General features: G+C 46.2%; 20 protein-coding genes. 10 read left to right on the forward strand and 10 right to left on the reverse strand.

Annotation, left to right across the window (positions count from 1 at the left end; genetic code table 11):
- Positions 1–376, forward strand: a 376-nt coding sequence (locus A3757_RS06445) for a GNAT family N-acetyltransferase (protein ID WP_068739328.1), incomplete at its 5' end; no start/stop codon positions are given.
- A 94-nt stretch (positions 377–470) separates the two neighbouring features.
- Positions 471–884: a CBS domain-containing protein gene (locus tag A3757_RS06450; RefSeq protein WP_082870359.1), complete on the forward strand. Its 414-nt coding sequence runs from the start codon at positions 471–473 to the stop codon at positions 882–884.
- A 1-nt stretch (position 885) separates the two neighbouring features.
- On the opposite strand, the gene A3757_RS06455 is transcribed toward A3757_RS06450, so the two are convergent.
- The 10 genes from A3757_RS06455 to A3757_RS06500 form a co-directional block, all read right to left on the reverse strand.
- The gene (locus A3757_RS06455) at positions 886–2718 is read right to left on the reverse strand and encodes a sodium:proton antiporter (RefSeq protein ID WP_068512807.1); all 1833 of its coding nucleotides are present in this window, start codon (positions 2716–2718) and stop codon (positions 886–888) included.
- 107 nt (positions 2719–2825) lie between these two features.
- A complete protein-coding gene (tcdA, locus tag A3757_RS06460; protein WP_068512811.1) occupies positions 2826–3611 on the reverse strand; it encodes a tRNA cyclic N6-threonylcarbamoyladenosine(37) synthase TcdA in 786 nt (261 codons plus the stop codon).
- 33 nt (positions 3612–3644) lie between these two features.
- Positions 3645–3953 (reverse strand): PA4642 family protein, encoded by a 309-nt coding sequence (locus A3757_RS06465; protein WP_068510133.1) that lies wholly within the window; start codon positions 3951–3953, stop codon positions 3645–3647.
- Between the two features lie 81 nt (positions 3954–4034).
- Entirely contained in the window at positions 4035–4877 is an 843-nt protein-coding gene (locus tag A3757_RS06470; protein WP_068512812.1) for an OmpA family protein, read from the reverse strand.
- A gap of 5 nt (positions 4878–4882) precedes the next feature.
- On the reverse strand, positions 4883–5650 hold the full coding sequence (locus tag A3757_RS06475; RefSeq protein WP_068553652.1) for a MotA/TolQ/ExbB proton channel family protein: 768 nt from the start codon (positions 5648–5650) through the stop codon (positions 4883–4885).
- 135 nt (positions 5651–5785) lie between these two features.
- Positions 5786–6604, reverse strand: coding sequence for a shikimate dehydrogenase (gene aroE, locus A3757_RS06480; protein WP_068512817.1), 819 nt, complete (start codon positions 6602–6604; stop codon positions 5786–5788).
- A 27-nt stretch (positions 6605–6631) separates the two neighbouring features.
- Positions 6632–7528 carry an oxygen-dependent coproporphyrinogen oxidase gene (gene hemF / locus A3757_RS06485; RefSeq protein WP_068512821.1) on the reverse strand — a complete coding sequence of 299 codons (897 nt, stop codon included), beginning with the start codon at positions 7526–7528 and terminating at the stop codon, positions 6632–6634.
- A gap of 47 nt (positions 7529–7575) precedes the next feature.
- Positions 7576–8148, reverse strand: a complete 573-nt coding sequence (locus A3757_RS06490; RefSeq protein ID WP_068512824.1) for an L-threonylcarbamoyladenylate synthase — start codon at positions 8146–8148, stop codon at positions 7576–7578.
- Between the two features lie 64 nt (positions 8149–8212).
- Complete coding sequence (gene dprA / locus A3757_RS06495; RefSeq protein ID WP_068512827.1) at positions 8213–9424, reverse strand: DNA-processing protein DprA; 1212 nt, start codon at positions 9422–9424, stop codon at positions 8213–8215.
- A 158-nt stretch (positions 9425–9582) separates the two neighbouring features.
- Positions 9583–10614, reverse strand: coding sequence for a LysM peptidoglycan-binding domain-containing protein (locus A3757_RS06500; protein WP_231872321.1), 1032 nt, complete (start codon positions 10612–10614; stop codon positions 9583–9585).
- A gap of 198 nt (positions 10615–10812) precedes the next feature.
- On the opposite strand from A3757_RS06500, the gene def reads away from it, so the two are divergent.
- From def to A3757_RS06540, 8 genes are all read left to right on the forward strand, one after another.
- Positions 10813–11325 (forward strand): peptide deformylase, encoded by a 513-nt coding sequence (def, locus tag A3757_RS06505; protein WP_068508982.1) that lies wholly within the window; start codon positions 10813–10815, stop codon positions 11323–11325.
- A gap of 60 nt (positions 11326–11385) precedes the next feature.
- Entirely contained in the window at positions 11386–12345 is a 960-nt protein-coding gene (fmt, locus tag A3757_RS06510) for a methionyl-tRNA formyltransferase (RefSeq protein ID WP_068512830.1), read from the forward strand.
- A complete protein-coding gene (gene rsmB / locus A3757_RS06515; protein WP_231872320.1) occupies positions 12326–13753 on the forward strand; it encodes a 16S rRNA (cytosine(967)-C(5))-methyltransferase RsmB in 1428 nt (475 codons plus the stop codon). The genes fmt and rsmB overlap by 20 nt, the downstream gene beginning before the upstream one ends.
- A gap of 140 nt (positions 13754–13893) precedes the next feature.
- The gene (trkA, locus tag A3757_RS06520) at positions 13894–15267 is read left to right on the forward strand and encodes a Trk system potassium transporter TrkA (protein WP_068512833.1); all 1374 of its coding nucleotides are present in this window, start codon (positions 13894–13896) and stop codon (positions 15265–15267) included.
- A 35-nt stretch (positions 15268–15302) separates the two neighbouring features.
- Positions 15303–16751 carry a TrkH family potassium uptake protein gene (locus A3757_RS06525; protein ID WP_068512836.1) on the forward strand — a complete coding sequence of 483 codons (1449 nt, stop codon included), beginning with the start codon at positions 15303–15305 and terminating at the stop codon, positions 16749–16751.
- 110 nt (positions 16752–16861) lie between these two features.
- Positions 16862–20380, forward strand: a complete 3519-nt coding sequence (locus A3757_RS06530) for a response regulator (RefSeq protein WP_068553882.1) — start codon at positions 16862–16864, stop codon at positions 20378–20380.
- A gap of 62 nt (positions 20381–20442) precedes the next feature.
- A complete protein-coding gene (locus A3757_RS06535; RefSeq protein ID WP_068512841.1) occupies positions 20443–20787 on the forward strand; it encodes a DUF2956 domain-containing protein in 345 nt (114 codons plus the stop codon).
- Positions 20788–21057: 270 nt separating this feature from the next.
- Positions 21058–22068: an SGNH/GDSL hydrolase family protein gene (locus A3757_RS06540; protein ID WP_068553884.1), complete on the forward strand. Its 1011-nt coding sequence runs from the start codon at positions 21058–21060 to the stop codon at positions 22066–22068.
- Positions 22069–22180 lie beyond the last annotated feature (112 nt).

Here is a 22180-nt window from a genome sequence, read left to right on the forward strand (position 1 = left end):
TAAACAAGCGAACTACCATTCCCACGTCGGTAAAGAAGACGAGGTTTACATCCTTAGAAATAACAACTCAAACAATAAAATCGTTGCGGCTGTTCGCCTGGTCAAGAGCGATCAATATCTGATTCTACGCAGCATGGTCGTGGTTCCATCCGAGCAGCGGCAAGGCATAGGAAGCAGGCTACTTACCGAACTAAAACCACACCTGACAAATCGCGAGTGCTGGTGCTTTCCTTTTGAGTGGCTTAAAGACTTTTATGCTCAAATTGGCTTTCAGCTTCAGAATATAGAACAGGCTCCTCCTTATATCGCTGAATCTCTTCGTCGCTATCTTCGACAAGGACGAAAACTCACCCTAATGAAGCACCCGCTTGCTTGATTTTCCCCAGATATCCTCCATAGTGTATCTTACAACGGTGTCTAAATCGGCTTCATGCCATGACCCAGTCTGTACAGAATAAGGAGCAAGTGACGTGCATTCCGTAAAAATAAAAGATTATATGAGCCCAAATGTTTTATCCTTCAAACCTGAAGACAGCGTTATTACGGCTTTAAGAACTCTGGTAAAAAAAGGCCGTTCGGGCGCACCGGTAATAGATAATGAAGGGAAGCTGGTTGGTATTCTTTCAGAATTGGATTGTTTGAAAGAAGCTCTAAATGACGGCTACTACCAATCAGTAGGTGATCGAGTCGCCGATCACATGACGACCGAGCTAGACATGGTTGAACAAGAAGATGATATCATTGTCTGCGCAGAGTTCTTCACTTCTGGCCGACGACGACTACCGGTTATGGACGGCGGCAAGCTTGTTGGCATTATTACTCGTCAAGACTTTGCTCGCGCACTGATCAACCGTATTGACCATCCTCACCACGGTGACAACTAGATCATGAACTACTAGACTGAGCCAGCCCTTCAGGGTTTGGCTCAGGCTGTATTAAACTAATCATTTCCCATCCAACTGAAGGCTTTGCATCTGTTCTGCCTAAAGGCACAACCTGCTTATCTGGACGAATCGCAAACAATAGCGTCAGCCGATTACCATGGAGCTGTAAATAGTCCTCATAGGTAAACTCTTCAGAGAGCTGCGTCGTTCTAATTGTCGCGCCTTTACTTACCAAGCTCGCTAACTTTGCAAAGGTCGCTCCCTCGTCAAACTGATTTCGTGTTCGCACATATTTTTCAGACGATTGATGACTAGCGCGCACATCCTGATCACCTTCAGGCAAACCAAGAACACTCCCAACACCCATTAAGTCCAGATAATGATAGGTCGATAAAGTATTCAACTGTTTATAGGGCGAGATAGCCAACATATGACCAACCCCGGTTAAATCCAGGTTATTTTCAGCATGCTCTGAAACGGGGTTACCATAATAGACTGGCAGATTGTCCATTCGCGCTGCCCTGACATTTTCCCAACTGGTATCTGTCAGAATAACGGTGACACCTTTGCCGATCATAGCCTTTGCCAAATTTCTCGCCACGGCGTTCGCACCAATAAATAGAAAGCCATTATCATCCGGCTCTTTAACCTTTAACAAGCCCGCCAAAGGGCTTGAGGTAATACTTTGGATAATGACAGTAACAACGATAACCAAAAACACCATCGGAACTAAGGCACCCGCATCGGCATGCCCTGCTTGCTCCAGTTTAAAAGCAAATAACGCTGACACCGCCGCAGCGACAATGCCTCTTGGCGCAACCCAGCCTAAAAAGGTTTTCTCCTGCCAGCTCAAGTCTGTTTTGACCGCGGCTAACCAAACCGAAAGAGGCCTGGCCACCAGCATTAGTATGAGAATTACCCACAGAGCATTCCAGCCCAAAGCAGTAGCCATACTCAGATCCATTCTTGCCGCAAGCAATATAAATAGTGCCGAGATCAGAAGAACACTGAGCGACTCTTTGAATTCGAGAATATCTTCAACCGGCACACCTTTCATGTTCGCCAGCCAGATCCCCATAATGGTCACTGTCAAAAGACCCGACTCGTGAACCAAAAAGTTAGAAAATGCGAAGATACCCAACATAAACGTCAGTGTTCCGGCATTTTGCAAGAACTGGGGTAACCAATGACTTCTTAATGCTCTCCCCAAGTAATAACCTGAAGAGCAGCCTAAGACCACCCCCAACACCAAGGTCGAACCAAAAGTCTGCAAGACATGCTCAAAGGCCAGGCTTTTGCTCATACCGCTGGATACAATAAATTCAAATACCAAAACAGCCAGTAGCGCTCCTATCGGATCGACTACGATTCCTTCCCACTTAAGAATATTGGTAATTCGGGCATTGGGTCGAACCGATCGTAATAACGGCATGATCACCGTAGGCCCACTAACCACCACAATTGCACCAAATAAGGTTGCGACCGGCCAAGACAGGTCAACTAGATAACGGCTGGCAATGGTTCCGATAGACCAAGTAACAACTACACCAGACATTAGAAGGTTGCGAACCATCTTGCCGTGTTCACGTAGCTCCTGAAATTTAAGAGTAAGGCTACCCTCAAACAGAATCACGGCAACGGCCAGCGATACAATCGGGAATAGCATTTCACCAAACAAGGCATCCGGCTCCAGAATACCTAAACCAGGCCCGATAAGAATTCCTGCAAGTAAGAGAAATAAAATTGCCGGCAAACGTAAACGCCAGGCAATCCATTGACAAATAAGGGAAATAACACCAATACTCGCCAGTAAAATAAGCTGCAGCTCAACCATAGAAACGGATTCTTTTCTTTGAAATCGGCCCACCCGCAACATACATCTATGGGGAAGCACTTTAACTCGTTACAACACCCTTTTAAGGGACGTCTTACAATTAAAGATCATTCTGCCAGGATTGCGAGTTTCTTTAGAATTTGAGATACCGCCATAAAGGCGAATGTTGCCGTTATGTGAGTTGCCGCACCAAAGCCCGAGGCACAATCCAGTTTTACCGGACCGCCTTCGGCTGGCTTTTCGTGACATACTGCGCCATCACTGTGTGCGTAAACTAATTGCTCAGTCGAATATACACAGTCAATCCGATATTTGCGTTTGGGGTTTCGGGAAAAGCCATGCATGCGACGAAGATTATTGCGTATCTTGGCAAGCAATGGGTCCTGGATAGTACGATTTAAGTCAGCAATTTGAATCTGACTCGGATCAACTTGGCCACCGGCGCCTCCCGAGCAGATCAACTTAATCTTATGTCGCGAACAATGAGCAATAATGGCAGTCTTTGCTTTGACACTATCGGTCGCATCAAAGACATAGTCAAAGCCTTTGTGCAGCAAAGTTTCTACATTTGCAGGCGTAATAAAGGTGTGGTTTGCATGTACTTTGATCTGCGGATTAATCTGCTGCATTCGAGCAGCCATAGCCTCCACCTTCATCGCCCCAACCGTGTCTTGCAATGCATGGATTTGCCTGTTGATATTCGAAACGCAAATATCATCCAGATCAAATAGGGTAACTTCACCAATACCCGATCGAGCTAAGGCTTCGGCGGCCCAGGAACCGACACCGCCAATACCAATCACGGCAATATGACTATGCTGAAAACGCTCTAGCGTTGGCAAACCATACAGGCGAGCAATACCGCCAAAGCGAAAGGCAATATCGTCATTCATAGAGCCATCAGCCTTATATCAGGAATCAGAAGCTTATAGCTCGCTAGACTTCAGCGCAGCATTTGATTTCAATACATCACTGTATGCTTGAGACTTAGCATGCTCCGACACGCGATCAAATATTGTCTCACCGCTTAGAGATAAAGCATTAATATTCCTGCCAGATTCAGCAAACATTGCAATAAAACGCTGAAAGAAATCAGGAGTCATATGTTGGTAGGCTTGAATTAGTACGTGATAATCCGGATCGCTACCATCCAAAGGCTTTAAAGATAAAAACCCCTGAATTCGCTCATCACTCCACTGCTCATCTTCGACTTTCGGTTGACTTGGTCCACTCACGCTACGACACCTTCTAAATATTTGTTACAGACTAAAAGGCCGCCATTATAGCGAGCTAGTGCCTTCCAAGAAAGATACATTTTAGAAGTCCCAGTCAGACTCCTCACAAACCGGGTCAAACACGCTTATTTCGACCCGTCGATTCTTGGCCCGGTTCTCTGCGGTGTCATTAGGTGCCAAAGGATTTGTTTCTGCTCTGCCCGCTGCACTAACGCGGTTAGCATCTACTTTATTATTAAAAATAAGTTGATGGACGACACTCACAGCCCGTGCTGCAGACAAATCCCAATTTGAACGATAGCGCGCCGAGTTAACCGGCAAATTATCGGTATAACCCGAGACCGTTATTTCACCCTCGCAAGTAGCAAGTACTTCTTCTATTTTTTCAAGAATCGGGAACATTGCATCTTTTAGCTCTTCACTCCCTGATGGAAAAGTAGTCGCCTCAGAGAAACGCACAACCACTTTGTTGGAGTCATAACTTACAGATAAAGCATTAGAAAGGATTTCAGATTCCAGACTATCAACCAAACTCTCTGTGAGCTTATCGATACTCGGGTCTATTTGTGCCGCCTCGCTCTCTTTCTCTTCAGGCTCTTCCAACATCTCTATATCGGAGTCGCCAAAGTCTTCGAACTCTTTCTCCAATTCAGACTGCTCGTCTGTCGTCGCGGGTGGTGGGGGAATAGCGGGCGCTTCAGCAAAAATAATTGCGCCTCCCGCCTTATTTTCACCGGTCAAAGCCTCGATGCCAAATGATGAAGCCATAGCTATCGCCATCACTTCATATTTCTGAAGATCCATCTTGGAAAAGCTGAGTAGCAGAATAAAAAAAGTCAGCAGCAAAGACATTAAGTCCGCAAAGGTGACAATCCAGCCGGACGAACCACTTGCCTTAGGTTTTGGCCTAGGAATCGCCCTCATCGTACTTACCCTTCTGCCTTAACAATTTCACGCTGGGCAGGCGGTAAATAGCTAACCAGGACTTCGGTAATAACGCGAGGGTTCTGACCTTTCAGAATATTTTGAACACTGGTAATAACCAATGACATATTACGATGCTCATCCATTGCTTTTAGGTTTAATTTATCAGCCAAGGGAATCGCCACCACTTGCGCGATAAAGGCACCGTAGAAGGTGGTCAACAATGCCACCGCCATCGCTGGGCCAACTGAACTGGGGTCCGCCATATTATTCAACATCTGAACCAGGCCGACCAAGGTGCCCAACATACCTAGCCCTGGCGCTGTTTCTGCCACACCACGAAAGACCTTTTCGGCAGTATCATATCGCTCAATAGACTGTTCTAGCTCTTGAATCAATAGCTCTTCGATAAACTCGGAAGGGTGGCCATCTATACACAAGGCTATCCCCTTTGCCAAAAACTCATCTTCAATTTCAGCATTTTCTAAGCCAAGAATCCCTTCTTTTCGAACAATACCCGAAAGTTCCCGAACCTTCTCAATCAACATAACCGGGTTTTCAGTACGTTCAAGAAAAACAGTTGAAAAGGCAAGTTTGAAAGAAGTGGCCACTGACGTCAGGCGATATTTAACCAGGGTTATGGCTATCGTACCCACGACAACAATAACGAGCCCCGGCACGTTAACGAAATCCATAATGCTGGATTCAATTAAAATCGCGCCAATGACGATGACAAAGCCAAAAATCAGACCTATGAGGGTCGCTAAATCCATAAAATCAAAACCTATGTGCCAAGATTTGGCCGCATTGTTGACAATTCATTGTAGTCACGCTGAATAAGCAATATTCAGGCCGTTTTATTCTTATTACCTATCGGCCACTTGCAAGCCTTACTTTATAGCAAGCGCTCAGCTTTCTTCCCTAATCCTAGCCATGACCTCAGAGGTTTCGGGCAAAATGCCTCGCCAAACACGAAAAGCTTCTGCCGCCTGCCCGACCAACATCCCGAGACCATCAATTGTCTGGGATGCCCCTGCCTCTTCAGCCCACCGATTAAAGACAGTCTGCTCTGAGCCGTACATCATGTCGTAGGCAACCGTCGCAGCACCGATAATCGATTTCGAAATTGGTGGCAAGGAACCCGATAAACTGGCCGAGGTACCATTAATCACCAAGTCAAAAGCTTCGTTCAAGGCTTCAAAGCTCGAACTTTCAATACTCCCCTGATCTTGAAACAAGTCTACCAAAGCATCCGCTTTACTAACGGTTCTATTGGCCACCACAACCTTGCTTGGCTTTTCTTCAAGTATAGGCTGCAATACGCCTCTTACAGCACCACCTGCCCCTAAAATCAGTATTTTTTTTCCACTTAGGCTAATTCCATGCCCCTGAATGTCGGACACTAAACCCAAACCATCTGTATTGTCACCGCAAAGCAAGCCTTGCTCATCAAGGTACAAAGTATTTACAGCACCAGCCTTTTCAGCACCAAGGCTACGCTTGTCACACATGTCCCAAGCTTGCTCTTTGAAAGGCACGGTAACGTTAAGGCCTTTTCCTTCTGTCTGAGCAAAAAAGCCTTTGACCACTGATGTAAAATCATCGACTGGCGCTTCAATTTTATCGTAAGTAAGTGCCTGCTTCGTCTGCGTAGCAAACATGCTATGAATCAATGGAGACTTACTATGAGAAACGGGGTTCCCAACAACGGCATATTTATCTGACATGTATTTTTCCTTACTCCCTGAAGACTATCAGATCCAGTCCTGATGCGGCAAAAAGCGCTCGGTCAGTTCAGCTTCTCTTGAACCTGCTTTAGTCTGATAGTTGTAATCCCAACTGACCAGCGGAGGCATCGACATAAGTATCGACTCAGTGCGCCCTCCAGACTGGAGGCCAAATAGCGTACCGCGATCAAATACTAGATTAAACTCAACATAACGGCCACGACGATGCAATTGGAACTGTCGCTCCCTTTCGCCATACTCGCTATCTTTGCGCCGTTCGATGATCGGGCGATACGCCTTCACATAGGAATTGCCCACGGCCTGCATAAATTCGAAGCTCTTTTCGAAGCCCCATTCATTCAAGTCATCAAAGAATAAGCCGCCAACTCCGCGCGCTTCGTCCCGATGTTTCAGGTAAAAGTACTCATCGCACCACTTTTTATACTTAGGGTAAACCTCTTCACCAAAAGGCGCACAAGCTTCCGCTGCAACTTGATGCCATTGCTGGCAATCTTCTACAAAACCATAGTAAGGCGTTAAATCATAACCACCACCGAACCACCAAATGGGTTCAGCACCGTCCTTTTCCGCAATAAAGAAGCGAACATTGGCATGAGAGGTCGGTACATAGGGGTTATGAGGGTGCATAACCAAAGACACACCCATCGCCTGAAAGCGACGACCTGCCAACTCAGGTCTGGCACTAGTTGCCGAAGGCGGCAATGAGTCCCCGTAAACATGAGAGAAGTTAACACCCCCTTTCTCGAAAACAGCCCCATCTTTAATCACTCGAGTTCGACCACCGCCACCTTGAGGGCGCTCCCAGGCATCCTCTACAAAGCGCGCCTGACCATCACTTTGCTCCAGCCCTTCACAAATACTATCTTGCAAACCGAGCAAATAAGCTTTGACCTGTTCTAACATGCACTCACTCCTAATATTTATTCTGTATGCGCTGAGTTTATCCAACGCTAGACCCGTAGCGACTCTCCGCTTACCAGGTCTCTAATTTCTGAAGGTTTATCGAAGCCGCCAAGGCGGCCAGGCAGAAGATAATCAACTCTCCCCCTAAAGTAGTCTCGTGCTTCACGTAGGTTCATTGCCGGATGCTTGCCAGAAGGATTAGCCGAAGTAGACACCAGAGGTGCTCCGACTCGTCGACTAAGCTCAACAATTAAAGGGTGCGTACTAAGACGCAAGGCAACGCTTGAAAACCGCCCCTTGATATATGAAGGCACTCTGTTGGCTTCATCTGGCACCAACCAAGTAGTCGGCCTCGTAACCGGCGCTAGAAACTTACGCTGAAGTGCCTCGGGCAAATCCTTAAGTAAAACGTCAAAATAACAAGCCTCTCCTGAAACCAAGATCAAGCCTTTTTCAACGGGTCTGGTTTTCAAGTCCAGGATCTTATAAACGGCTTGCTTGTTGTCTGGATGACAAGCCAAGCCCCAAACCGCCTCGGTCGGATGTGCAATCACTCCACCACCCTTGAGAATATTAGCAGCAAACTGAACCTGCCATTCAGATAAACGACTTAGCGACACCCAAACCTCTCTTCCTATCGACGCTATTTACACTTCAAAAAGCACTTTAGACAAGTGACCATAATTATTGGGCTGAGTTTACTGATTTCACACGCTGATAGCCACCTGGCACATTAGAAATTAAACCTTTTAGCTCCAAGCTCACCAGGTTTTGCAATAGCACGCCAGCTTCCAGTTGGCTCTCGCTAGCTAGAACGTCAAAGGAGGTACACTGAAAATCAATCAGAGGTAATAGCTTTCCTTCATCGGGCAAAAGTTCATGTGACAACTGAGTTTCAGCTGCATGACCCTCAGCCTTGCCCACTATAGCGCTTGTACTGCGCCCAATCGGACTCTCACGCTTTGAGTTATTGGCGGAAGACGCTACCGTCATACAAGAGTCCCGACAAGGAAAAGCTAGAATATCCTCGACACATGTCACCAGCTGCGCTCCCTGTTTAATCAGATCGTTGCATCCGGCAGCCACTTCACTATCAATAGGCCCTGGAATGACATATACCTCCCGATTCTGTTCTATCGCATAATTCGCAGTGATTAATGATCCGCTTTTCAGGCCAGCTTCAACAATCAATGAACCCTGAGAAAGCCCCGAAATCAAACGATTTCGTCGCGGAAAATTTGCAGGCACAGGCAGAGACCCTAAAGCCATTTCCGACACCAGCACTCCTCGATCCATAATTTGCTCTGCTAGTTTTTGATTTTGCCTTGGGTAAACAAGATCTAAGCCCGTCCCCAAAACCGCACAGGTAATGCCACTTGCTTCCAAGGCTCCTCGATGGGCCAAAGTATCAACCCCCAAAGCCAAACCACTAACGACATTCTGGCCCTGAAGGCTCAACTCATAGGCAAAAGAATAGGCATGCTGTTTCCCGGCCATACTTGGTTTTCTGCTACCCACAACGGCTAAGGCAGGCAACAATAAAGACTCCAGACAGCCTTTCAGATAGATCATAGGCGGCGGACAAAATACTTCCTTTAATAAAGACGGATAGCCTGCATCCTCAATACTTAATATATGCTGTCGCGCAGGTTCCGACCACTCCATCAACGTCTCGGTCGAACGTGGAAGCGCCTGGGATAATGCAGCTTCATTAATGTTGACCAGGGCTCGTGCCATCACTGGTTTAAGACCGCTTGAGCATAAAGCCTCGTAGTCAGCTTTCGTAAGCGCGTCAACGCTCCCAAAGTGAGAATAAAGGTGATAAAAAGTCTTCAGGCCCAAGCCTTTGACTGCAGAAAGTTGTGCGATGTATTCGCAACTTGAAGAAATAGCCATACGATCATCCTTAATCGATTTATTAGCAGAATGCCCTATTCCGGGCCTAGGTATACTTTGCCAAGCAATCGCCCAACAAAAAAGGCAGCTTAATCCTTAAGCTGCCTTCAGTTTACTTTAATCTTTACAGCCTCGCTAATTCAAGGCTCAGGTTCAAATCAAGGCGTACGAACCTCGTCCATCACAGCAAGTGGGCGTGTTGCTTTCAAAACCAAGCCGTAGCTCAATTTCTCAAAGACTCTAAACACCATTAACAAACCTGCACGCTGTGAAGGTAACTCAATCTTTTCTTTGGTGTAAGGATCACGAACCAAGCCGCCTCTCTTGTATACTGCGAGTACATTACCTTCCTTAATACCATCACGCTCGCCGCGGTTGATAACAACAACATTATACTGACCAATATTACCAACACCTGAAGCCACAGAAATCATCTTGCCTCGAATATCATGCTCTGGCTTACTTGGCACAAAATTAGAGTTAATCATTCTATCTTCAGTCGGCAACAAGCGGTCACCTTGGCGCAATTCTTCACTGCTACGAAGAATATTCAGCGTCACAACTTCTTTGTTTACTTGATCAACATCTGCAGTGGCAATCGCTTTCGCTTCAAGCCCCAATAATTCATTCGTTTCGGGGTCAATATAAGTCTCGCTAGAACGATATACGGCTACTTTCTCAGCACCCTTAACGTCACCTCGAGCGAAGACCGTATCACCAGTCCCGGTGATCAGGTGATTCTCACGACCGATAAGCACGTAAGGCGCCATTTCCATCTCTTCTTTTTCAACAATTCGGTTCTGAGACAAGAAACTGGCTATTGCATCAAGTGGAATCGTCGGAATCGCAGCAGAAATTGGCGTTGCCTTAATTTGAGGACTGAGCTTAACCACGCCATTTTGAGGGCCTGCCTTCAAGGTAGTAAGTCGCGGTTGGCCATTAATATATATCAGACCAATAATATCACCAGGATAGATAAGGTGAGGATTCGAGACCTGAGGGTTCGCATGCCAGATTTCTGGCCATAGCCAAGGCGACTTCAAAAAGCGCTCTGAGATATCCCACAAGGTATCACCCTTTACGACAACGTAACGATCCGGGTGGTTGTCAGCCAATTCAGGGGATGCCAAGACGGATTGAACCAGCGCCAGGCTTGTCAATATTACGGAGATGAGTAACTTTCGGATCATGTGCTGCCTACATAATAAATTTATGTCTAAGATATAAGTGTGCGAAAAAAAGGCACGGTATCTAGAAAACTATAGATCAAGATTTAACAATTTGTACTAATTTCCTTTTCTATAAGATAATAGTAGCAGTGATATCGTGACACGCACCACAATTTAATACTAGTACAGCGCTAATAAACCAGCCATAACAGGATCCACATGTCGATTTTAGAAATTTTAGAATATCCAGACCCTCGCCTTCGTACTCTGGCCAAACCGGTCGAAGAGTTTGATGACAATCTGCAAACCCTTATCGATGACATGTTTGAGACCATGTATGATGCTCCCGGCATTGGTCTGGCAGCAACACAGATAGATCGCCACCTCCAATTAATAGTGATGGACCTGTCAGAAGATAAGAGCGAACCACTGGTATTTATTAACCCTAAAGTCACTGTTTTAGAGGGTGAGCTAGAAAAAATGCAAGAAGGCTGCCTGTCCGTTCCTGGCTTTTATGAAGATATTAGCCGAATCGAACATGTGCTGATCGAAGCGCTAGACCGACAAGGCAAAGAGTTTAGCCTAGAAGCAGAGGGGCTACTAGCCGTTTGCATCCAACACGAAATGGATCACTTAAACGGTAAACTCTTTGTTGACTATTTAAGCGGTTTAAAACGTAATCGTATCAAAAAGAAACTAGAGAAGATTCATCGCAGTCAGGAACGCGCTTAAAACGCCTTTTATCATATCTGTGCGATTTTTATTTACCCAATTTAAAAAAGTGATTTCAGTTTGAAGATTATCTTTGCCGGTACACCGGAGTTTGCAGCCAAAAGCCTCCAAGCCATTATTGACCAAAACCATGAGGTCATCGCCGTCTACACTCAGCCAGACCGTCCGGCAGGGCGTGGCAAGAAGCTCGTAAAAAGCGAGGTAAAACAGGTAGCTGAAGCGCATGGCATTCCAGTATTCCAACCTGAAAAGCTGACAAACCCCGAGGCCCAGACGGAACTAGCAGCGCTCAAGGCAGACCTAATGATTGTAGCGGCTTATGGCCTGCTCCTACCTAAAGCAGTGTTGGACATGCCCACTTTCGGCTGTATCAATATCCACGCGTCTTTACTTCCACGCTGGCGTGGCGCTGCGCCGATTCAGCGTGCAATTCAGGAGGGTGACCGTGAAACGGGCATTACCATCATGCAAATGGACGTAGGCTTAGATACCGGCGACATGCTACTCAAACTCAAAACCGATATCACTGACCAGGATACTGGCGGTAGCCTTCATGACCGGCTCGCTGAACAAGGAGCCAGCGCGATTTTGCAATATCTCGAACAGCGTGAAACATTAGCGGCTGAACCTCAAGATAACGAACTGGCGAATTACGCACATAAACTGAGTAAACAAGAAGCTTGCATTAACTGGCAAGATAGCGCCCAACAGATCTGTCGCAATATCCGAGCGTTCAACCCTTGGCCGGTATCGTTTCTGGAGTTTCTTGATGCAAAAGGGAAAGTTCAGCGTGTCCGTATCTTTGAAGCATCAGAAGTCGAAACAAACGATGACCGAGTAGCCGGTACTATTCTGGAAAAAACCAAAAACGGCATCATTATCCAGTGTGGCCAAGGCGCTATCAGCATTCAGCAACTCCAACTTCCGGGGGCAAAAGCCATGGACGTTCAATCTTTCGTGAACGGCGGTAAAGCGCTATTAAATGCGGGAGAGCAGCTGAATGTCAATCATGACAACTAGGTCTGGCGGACGCAGTCGTCGCCAATCACGAGCTAGACGCTCCAAGCAAAATATCCGACTTCCTAAGCTACCTGCAATAGAAAGCTTAAGCAGCGTCAGAGCGCTTGCCAGCCATCTTTTACACAGTGTCGCTTATGAACAAAAGTCACTGACTGCACTCATGCCCATCGCTGCTGAACAGGTGGCAGATAAAGACGGCGCCCTTCTTCAGGAAATTGTCTATGGAGCCTGTCGCTGGTACGAGTATTTGGCAAATAACCATAATCAGTTTTTGGAAACACCGCTCCAGCACGAAGATAAACTGGTTGAAAGCATTCTAAAAGTAGGGGCTTACCAACTCCTATTCATGCGCACACCCGCCCACGCTGCAATTAATGAAACTGTGCAAGCCGCTGCCGAGCTGGGAATAGAGCACTTTAAGCCTTTGATCAATGCAGTGCTTCGAAAAATATCCGCCCTGCCAGCGATCGAAGCAGGTGAAGCAACAAACGAAATCATTAATGCCAGCTACCCTGAGTGGATTAAAGAAAAGGTTAAACATAACTGGCCAGAAAAGTGGCAAGATATTCTTCGCCAGGGAAATGCACGCCCTCCGATGACACTGAGAGTTAATCGACAGTTCGCTGAAAGTGACGAACCAAGACAACACTACCTGGATTTACTAACGGAACAGGAAATTGAAGCGCAAACTTGCGCCTTCAGTTCTTTCGGCATCCAGTTGCTCAAACCGGTTCCCGTAGCCGCTTTACCCAAGTTTCGCGAGGGCGCAGCAAGCGTTCAGGATGAAGCAGCCCAACTATGTTGTGACTTACTGGAACTAGAAGAAGGCCATAAGGTACTCGATGCCTGTGCCGCACCAGGCGGAAAAACCTGTGCGATCCTGGAATCCCAAACAGGTATTCACCTGACGGCGCTAGACTCTGAAGCAAGTCGAGCCGCAAAGATCGATGAAAACCTTAAACGACTAAATTTACAGGCAGAACTTAAGGTATCACGCGCCGAAGAGCTTGAGCAGTGGTGGGACGGTAAGCATTTTGACCGAATCCTGCTCGATGCACCATGCAGCGCCAGCGCAGTCATTCGACGCCACCCTGACATCAAACTATTGCGCAAAGAAGGTGATATAAAAGCATTGGCTGAACTTCAACTTCAGCTACTTACAAGCTTGTGGAAAACACTCAAACCAGGCGGGATATTGGTATACGCAACCTGCTCTATCTTCCCACAAGAGAATAGCCGAATTATCGAGCGATTCTTAAGACAGCAAGATCAGGCCGAATTATTCAAGATCGATGCACCCTGGGGGCAAGATACCGGGTTTGGTCGTCAATTATTCCCTCAAGAAAACGGTCATGATGGTTTTTTCTACGCCCGTTTAAAAAAACGCGGAAGCGAAATACCCGAATAAGAAGCAAGATTTATCAGATTAACCGTGTTTAGGGGATGAAAAGAGTCATTTTACTGAATTGGCGATTGACCCTAAATTTTGTCGGTATATTATAGCCCACGGGTCAAATGACTGAATAAACCGGTGCGTAGATCAACCTTATGAAAATTATCATTATCGGTGCAGGGCAAGTAGGCGGAACGCTTGCTGAAAACCTCGCAAATGAAGAAAACGACATCACCGTCATTGATCACAATGGCGCTCGACTGCGTGAGCTTCAGGATCATTTAGACATACGCACAATTCACGGCCAGGGTGCTCACCCTAACATTCTTGCCCAGGCGGGCGCAGAAGATGCAGACATGCTGATTGCAGTTGCAAATAGTGATGAAGTTAATATGGCCGCCTGTCAGGTTGCTTATACACTATTTCAGACACCCACCAAAATCTGCCGGGTCAGAGCGACACCTTATTTAGCCAAGAAAGAGCTGTTTTCTAACAAAGCCTTTCCCATTGATGTACTCATCAGCCCCGAGCAGGTTGTTACCAAACATATTACCCGCTTATTGGAATATCCTGGCGCTTTACAAGCACTAGACCTGGCAAACGGTAAGGCCAGACTCGTTGCCATCAGAGCATGCCAGGGCGGCCCCTTGGTCGGTCATGCCTTATCCTTGATCCGACAGCACATGCCCACTATCGACACCCGAGTGGCAGCAATTTTCAGAAAAGGCCAACCAATCATTCCTTCTGGTAACACGGTGATTGAAGAAGATGATGAGGTTTTCTTTATTGCCGCGACCGACCATATTCGCGCGGTAATGAGCGAACTGCAGCCTTTGGAAAATAAGTACAAGCGAATTATTATCGCTGGTGGCGGTAACATTGGTTTTCGCTTAGCCAAGTACCTGGAACGTCGTTATCAAGTAAAAATCATTGAAAACCATCACGAGCGTTGCGTGGCACTTTCCGAGCAACTCGAAAAGGCCATTGTTCTGCATGGTAATGCCGCCAATAAAGACATGCTATTGGAAGAGAACATCGAAGATACTGATGTTTTCATCGCCGTGACCAATGATGATGAAGCAAACATCATGGCCTCGATGCTTGCCAAGCGCATTGGTGCTCGCAAGGTGATGGCCTTGATCAGCAACCCTGATTATGTCGATCTGATCCAAGGCGGTGAAATCGACATTGCCATATCGCCTCAACAAACCACCATTGGCAGCCTGCTAACCCATATCCGAAAAGGAGATGTCGTTAATGTTCACGCCTTACGACGAGGAGCAGCTGAGGCGATCGAAGCCGTAGCACATGGCGACGAGCGCTCCTCAAAGGTTGTCGGTAAACGAGTCGATGAGATACCTTTACCAACCGGTACCACCATCGGCGCAATTGTCCGTCACCAGGAAGTATTAATCGCTCACGACCATATCCGCATCGAGCAAGACGATCACGTTATCCTCTTCCTGGTCGATAAGAAAAGAGTTCGCGAAGTCGAGAAGCTGTTCCAAGTCGGACTCGCTTTTTTCTAACCCTGTTTTAGTAGTTTTTTGGGAGATACAACCGGATGCATTTGTCTACAGTCAGCCGAATTCTAGGCATCCTGCTGATGATTTTTAGCCTGACCATGCTCCCGCCGATCATTGTTTCGCTCATCTATAACGATAATCAGCTCCATGCCTTCCTCGATGCTTTTGTTATTACGCTAGGCTTAGGGCTAATCATCTGGCTGCCTGTTCGAAACCATAAAAAGGAGCTTCGTGTACGAGATGGTTTTATCGTAACGGTTCTCTTCTGGCTGGTGCTCAGCCTGAGTGGTTCAGTGCCCTTATATTTATCTGACTCCCCTGATTTACGCTTCGTTGATGCTTACTTTGAGTCCCTATCGGGGCTAACCACCACTGGCGCGACCGTCATTACCGGGATAGATGACCTGCCCAAATCTATCTTGTGGTACCGACAACAATTGCAATGGCTTGGCGGCATGGGCTTGATCGTACTGGCTGTCGCCATTCTTCCAATGCTAGGCATTGGTGGTATGCAGCTATACCGAGCAGAGACTCCCGGCCCGGTAAAAGACAGTAAATTAACGCCTCGAATCACCGAAACCGCCAAAGCTCTTTGGTATATATACCTCGGGCTAACAGTCGCTTGCGCGCTATCTTACTGGGCCGCTGGAATGACCCTGTTTGACGCCATAGGCCATAGTTTTTCGACCATCGCCATCGGCGGCTATTCAACCCATGATGCCAGTATTGGCTATTTCGATAATAGCGTAATTGAACTAATCGCCATCTTCTTTATGTTTATCGCCGGGGTTAATTTCGCGCTGCATTTCACTGCATGGCGAAGCAATAGCTGGCGAACGTACTTTATGGACCCCGAGTTCCGCTTTTACGCATCGCTCATGTTGATCGTAACCATTATTACGATCGCAACGCTTTACTTCACCGATACTTATAGCTTCTCTGACTCTATGATTCGAGGCGCCTTTGAAGTTGTTTCCATCGCAACAACCACTGGCTTTGCTACAGCAGACTTCACAGCCTGGCCATTCGTACTGCCCTTCCTCTTATTCGTTGTTGCCTTTGTTGGCGGCTGTGCAGGCTCAACCGGCGGTGGCATGAAGGCGATTCGAATCTTACTCATCTACAAGCAAGGCTTGAGAGAAATCCAACGTCTAATTCATCCCAACGCCATTATTCCAGTAAAACTTGGCAAAAAGCCGGTTCCCGACCGTGTGATTGAAGCTGTTTGGGGCTTCTTTTCGGTTTACTTGTTCGTCTTCGTTATTTTGCTCTTAATGTTACTGGCAACGGGCTTGGACCAAGTCACTGCCTGGTCAGCTGTCGGTGCCAGTATTAACAATTTAGGCCCAGGCTTAGGTGATGTCGCACAACACTACGGCGACATTCCCGATACCGCTAAGTGGGTTCTATGCTTTGCCATGCTAATGGGCCGCCTAGAGATCTTCACTTTATTGATATTGTTTACCCCTGCTTTCTGGCGAAATTAAGGCCCTTATTAAAAACCGAGAAAATACCAATAAAGCAGACGAGTGCACTGACATAGCGGCCAATAAACCTTATGATTGATCAATAATAAAAATATAAGTGGCTGTCAGACATGCTTAAGCTCTCGTGCTTAAATACACTCTTTCTCATTTTTTTCCTATTTTTAGCCGGTGTATCTTCTGCATTGCAGGCCGAAAGTAATACGGCTCAAGCAAGCACGAATAAACTCCTTGTTATCGACCTGCGAGACAAAGATTGGTCTAGCAAACAATCTTTTAGCCTTGACGGCTATTGGAATACTTACTGGAACCGCTTCATTCCACCTCAGGACATCTACAAGACAGAAGAAAGCCCCATTAAATTTCCCGTTCCCGGTGTTTGGAATAAAAACCCCTATCGCTTTGTCGAGAATCAACGCGTTGACACAATGAAGGGTGAGCACATTCAAGAACAGCAGGTAATCTATCCTCCTCTGGGTCTTGCAACGTATCATGCAAAAGTTCTGGTGCCACAGAATTTGGAGCCTATCTATCTCTATATTCCTGACATGCCAAGCGCCTACAAGCTTTACATCAACGGCAATCTTAGCGCCCAAAACGGTAAGCCCGGTTATTATCAGAGCACTGAAACGCCTGAGTTTAGACCCAGAGTAATCAAACTCACCAATCATGCTAGCGAACTAGATATCGTGATTCATCTGTCTAATCACCATTATCGCGAGGGCGGCATATGGTTTAGTCTACGCATGACGGGCGAGGCCGGCCGTTTCAATATGGAGTATCGTCCGATCATATCGGCAGTCTTCTTTGGCTCAATTCTAATTGCAATCGGCCTGTATAATTTTTCATTATTCGCCTTCCGCTCAAAAGAGGTTAGCGCTCTATACTTTGGTCTATTGTGCTTGGCTGTGGGCTTCAGGCGCTTAATGATTGATGAGCGGGTTCTGCACTTATTTGACTGGTTCAGCTGGGCAAGCCTCCAACGCCTTGAGCATTTAAGTTTTTACCTGACGCTTCCTTTCTTTATGGGCTTCTTTAGCGCCTTATACCGGAAATATATCCCGGCCTTTACCATGAGAGTCTCATGGGTGCTAATCACCCCCTTTGTCTTTATCTGCCTGGCATTCGAGAACCGAATATACACCGAGTTGAATGTGGCATTTCAGGTACTGGTATTAATTAGCGTCACCTTTGCAATGGCTATGTACTTAAAAGTTGTTCAAGCAGGTGGAAAACGGGTTAAAGCTTTTGGCGCCAGTTTACTTATTTTGGCGCTTACCGTTATTCATGATGTACTCAAAGCCAATGGTATTTTCGGCACACCTTTTAATGTCGCACATTTTGGCGTACTGGCTTTTGTTATCTCCCAGTCCATCGCCCTTCAACGGAACTATCTGAAGAACCTAGACTTAGTAGAGGCGATGTCGAAGCAACTAAAAAGTCGAAATAAAGAACTTATCGAAATGGATGCCTTCAAAGATGAGTTTTTGGCCACTACCTCTCACGAACTACGAACGCCTTTACAAGGTATCTCGGGGCTAGCAAAAGTATTAATCGAAAGTGATCAGCAGAGCTTAAGTCCAGACCAAAAAAACAAGATTGAGCTTATCTCTAACACCTCGCAGCGCTTGAATATCCTGGTGAACGACATTCTTGATTTTTCGAGTATCAAACATGGAAAGCTAAAACTGAATATCGCTCCCATAGATCTTCAGTCTATATCAGAGTTAGTACTTACCACCATGAAACCTCTTCTGGATAAGAAGCCTATTGAGTTAAAAGCAGAGATTTCACCTAAGGTTAGAAACTTAAATGCAGATGAGTTTCGCGTGCAGCAAATATTGATCAATATACTAGGCAATGCCGTCAAATATACCGAACAAGGCAAAATCACACTAAGCGCTTACCAGGTAGGAGAAGAAGTATTAATTAAGATCTCTGATACAGGTGTCGGTATCCCTGAAGAGAAACTACACAGCCTGTTTCGTCCCTTCGAGCAAGTCCATGTTGAAGGTCACCCTTCAGCAAGCGGAACCGGGCTCGGCCTAGCCATCAGTAAACAGCTTGTTGAATTGCACGGCGGTTCCCTAACGATTAAAAGCCAGGCCAATCAAGGCACAGATGTCACCCTATCCTTACCCGCTGGTTTGGTCAGCAATCAGGAAGCCAATAAGCAATTAGCTGAAACCGCTCTACCAGCCACTCAAGCACCTATTATCACTAAGGAAACTCAGGTTTCTACCAGCGAAACCTCTGCAAAACTACCCGATTTATCGTTTGAAGGCGGTAGCGAAGAAATGACTCCGCTGATATTTATCGTCGACGATGAACCCGTAAACCTGGAGCTGGTTTCCAGCCTGATGTCACAACAAGGTTATCGATATGAAGTCTTCCCGGATGGAATTAGCGCTCTAGCCAGGCTCAACCAACAAGTACCTGACCTGATATTACTCGACTTTATGATGCCAAAAATGAGCGGCATTGAAGTCTGCACCCTGGTTCGGAAGCAGTTCGACAGCTATGAACTCCCCATCATCATGCTGACAGCACGGCATCAAATATCCGATATTGTCAGCGCCCTGAGCCAAGGTGCCAATGATTACCTCATCAAGCCCTATCATAATAAAGAACTAATCGCCCGCGTAGAAAGTCAGCTAAGCGTAAGAAGGTGCTGGATCGCGAACCAGGAAAACCAGAAGCTTCGCAACGAGATCGCTAAACGAGAAGCCCTGGAAGAAGAGTTATCCGAACTTAATTCGAAGTTGCTTAACGTTCTGGATATTAGTGAAGAACTTATTATCGTCATCAACGAGCAACTCAATATTGCTTACACGAATGATAGAGCGCTACAAGAATTTAGCCACAAACTTGGTGAATCATCCGAGTCCAGCCTACTAGGGCGCCCCATTAGCGACTTCGTTTTGCCAGAGCTACTCTCTCAACTGGAGAAAGCGTTAGTCGAAAAGCCCGATTCGGCCTACTCAATAGACTTGATGAGTGAACCCGGCGAGCAGGCTGTATGGCACGCTTCCATCAAATACGTTAACGAGTCCGGTCAACCTTATTTAGCCTTGGTTATCGACCAAAGAGAACTGTCGCCAGAACAGGTTGAAGGTAAGCCTTTACAGACTGATAATGCCCTGGCAGCACTAACTCATGAGCTGAGCGAAAGTCGGCGTAAAATCAATGAAATTGAAGGGGCACTAAGGCATGTTCTCATTGATCCTGATCATGCGGGAGAGCAAATCAGTGAACAAATAGGCGATACAGACTCAGTTCAATATATAGACTCTCCTCCAGCTCTTGAACACGATGATAAAACCGAATTTGATGGCAAAGAGCTTATTGTCGAACTGTTGAGGAACTCACTAAATATTTGGGAGCGCTCAACAAATAAGACAAAGGTTGACCTGGCAGAGCAAAGTCGCTGCTGGCGTGTATACGTGGACGGCACCACGGTTAAAACTCGAACCTTTGACAAGTACCTGAGCGCTCGTACTATCCCTGATAGGCCCAGGTGGCGAGCCGTAGTGCGCACGGCAAACTTCGTTTTGGCTAACTGCGACTTGAATGAACAAGATACACAGGAACTATCTGAACTAACCAGGCGTGTTGAAGACAACTATTCATAGGCTAGATCACTTGCAATCAATTCCCTCATCAGCTCACCCCCAAATAGAACCAAGGAAGTAAAATGGCAAAATATGATAAGCGGCACTCAAAAGGAAGCGAGCGGACGCTGGAAGAAGCTAATAAGCTGGCAAAAGCGAACCAACGCCCAGGCCAAACGAAAGAACAAACAAAAATCATTGCCCAGGGTATTCAAAAAGGGATTGAGCAGTATAAAAAACAGCACAAAGCCAAAAGCCGAGAGCTCGACAAGCAATTAAAAGCTGCAGAAAAAGCCAAACAGATGGCAAGCAGTAGTGAAGAAAAACAGCTTGAAGAGCATGTTCAGCCACCTAAAGCACAGACGTGGTTACCCTGGTCTTTACTCGTTTTATCATGGGTTTTGTTTGCAATATTCCAAGTAATATAAGAACTCATCTCGATGAAATTTGATTAGTTTTGAACCAAGTCTCACTGAAAACTCTGAATTTAACCTAAGTTACCTAAATTACCCTTCTTTGCCACAGCTTCGTAATCCTCTTTTTTATATGGTTTAAATCACTTACTTGTCATTGCTTTGGAGGAGTCCCCCAAAAAAGTCAGACAAGAAAGAACCTGAAAAAGAATAGTTCTTTAAGAACATATAAAACACTTACATACATGAAAAAAACAAAATTAAGAAAATTAACGGAGTCGATTGATGAAAAGCCTGAAATTGAAGTTGGTGACACTGACGTCACTACTTGTTGCTGCATTCGCGGTTAATGCGAACGGCTACAGTAATGTATACGTATTTGGCGATAGCCTTTCTGATAATGGTAACCTTAATGCCATTGCACCAGACCAAACCTATGGTGAACGTTTCACCAATGGCCCTGTAGCGGTAGAATTCGTTGCAGCAGCACTAGGTCATACCCTAACACCATCGCTACACTTAGCGGGTGGTTATACTGGTAACAACTTTGCTATTGCTGGTGCAAAAGCAGTTGACGAAGATGGTGATGAATCTACACCGGACATCAACCTACCTACCCAGGTTAATGCTTTCCTACAAATCAATGCAGGTGTTGCTCCTTCAGACGCGCTATACATCGTATTAATCGGTGGCAATGACATTCGTGCAGCACGTGAAATTCGCTCAGGAGCAGTTTTCGCTTCTACAGCTCAAGAGCGTCAGGCTATTCGTCAGGCAGCTAATGCTTCATTGAAAGCAGCTGTTGAATCTGAAATTGCTCAAATCGAAAAATTGATCGCTTCTGGTGCTCAGCACATTCTAGTATCTAATGCTCCAGATATCGGCGCGATCCCCGAAACTGATTTGGTTGTTGCTGGCTTACTTGCAAACACTCAAACGACTCGCCAAGAGCGCAAAGCGAACCGCCTTGTACGAGTTACTACTAAGCTTTCAGCTAAGTTCAATCGCAAGCTGGATCGTAAATTGGCTCGTCTTGAGCATCAAACAGGTGTCGATTTTATCGAGTACGACCTATTCAGCTTCTTGACTGATCAAGTCGACAACGCTGAAGACTATGGCTACACCAATACTGACGACGCATGTGCTTACATGCTATCTCAAGGTGGTGCACTTCACCCTGAGTGTGATGGTTACGTAACAGCTACTGGCTTCTTGTTCTATGATGAAATTCACCCAACTACGCAAGCTCACCAAGCTGCAGGTATTGAAATCGTTCAAACTCTATTGGCTCAATAAAACAAATTTGAGCCTCCCTACCAGACACACCCAAAACGATAACTAATAAAGCAGTACTAACTCTAAGAGGGCCTCGGCCCTCTTTTTTTATTCCAGTCGATAACACCTGTAC

This window comes from Oleiphilus sp. HI0117, assembly GCF_001635235.1.

Coding starts and splice junctions, on each gene's coding strand:
- A3757_RS06455 (WP_068512807.1), bottom strand. CDS start 2,718: ATGGTTGAGCTGCAGCTTATTTTACTGGCGAGTATTGGTGTTATTTCC.
- tcdA (WP_068512811.1), bottom strand. CDS start 3,611: ATGAATGACGATATTGCCTTTCGCTTTGGCGGTATTGCTCGCCTGTAT.
- A3757_RS06470 (WP_068512812.1), bottom strand. CDS start 4,877: ATGAGGGCGATTCCTAGGCCAAAACCTAAGGCAAGTGGTTCGTCCGGC.
- A3757_RS06475 (WP_068553652.1), bottom strand. CDS start 5,650: ATGGATTTAGCGACCCTCATAGGTCTGATTTTTGGCTTTGTCATCGTC.
- aroE (WP_068512817.1), bottom strand. CDS start 6,604: ATGTCAGATAAATATGCCGTTGTTGGGAACCCCGTTTCTCATAGTAAG.
- hemF (WP_068512821.1), bottom strand. CDS start 7,528: ATGTTAGAACAGGTCAAAGCTTATTTGCTCGGTTTGCAAGATAGTATT.
- dprA (WP_068512827.1), bottom strand. CDS start 9,424: ATGGCTATTTCTTCAAGTTGCGAATACATCGCACAACTTTCTGCAGTC.
- A3757_RS06500 (WP_231872321.1), bottom strand. CDS start 10,614: ATGATCCGAAAGTTACTCATCTCCGTAATATTGACAAGCCTGGCGCTG.
- def (WP_068508982.1), top strand. CDS start 10,813: ATGTCGATTTTAGAAATTTTAGAATATCCAGACCCTCGCCTTCGTACT.
- rsmB (WP_231872320.1), top strand. CDS start 12,326: ATGTCAATCATGACAACTAGGTCTGGCGGACGCAGTCGTCGCCAATCA.
- trkA (WP_068512833.1), top strand. CDS start 13,894: ATGAAAATTATCATTATCGGTGCAGGGCAAGTAGGCGGAACGCTTGCT.
- A3757_RS06525 (WP_068512836.1), top strand. CDS start 15,303: ATGCATTTGTCTACAGTCAGCCGAATTCTAGGCATCCTGCTGATGATT.
- A3757_RS06530 (WP_068553882.1), top strand. CDS start 16,862: ATGCTTAAGCTCTCGTGCTTAAATACACTCTTTCTCATTTTTTTCCTA.
- A3757_RS06535 (WP_068512841.1), top strand. CDS start 20,443: ATGGCAAAATATGATAAGCGGCACTCAAAAGGAAGCGAGCGGACGCTG.
- A3757_RS06540 (WP_068553884.1), top strand. CDS start 21,058: ATGAAAAGCCTGAAATTGAAGTTGGTGACACTGACGTCACTACTTGTT.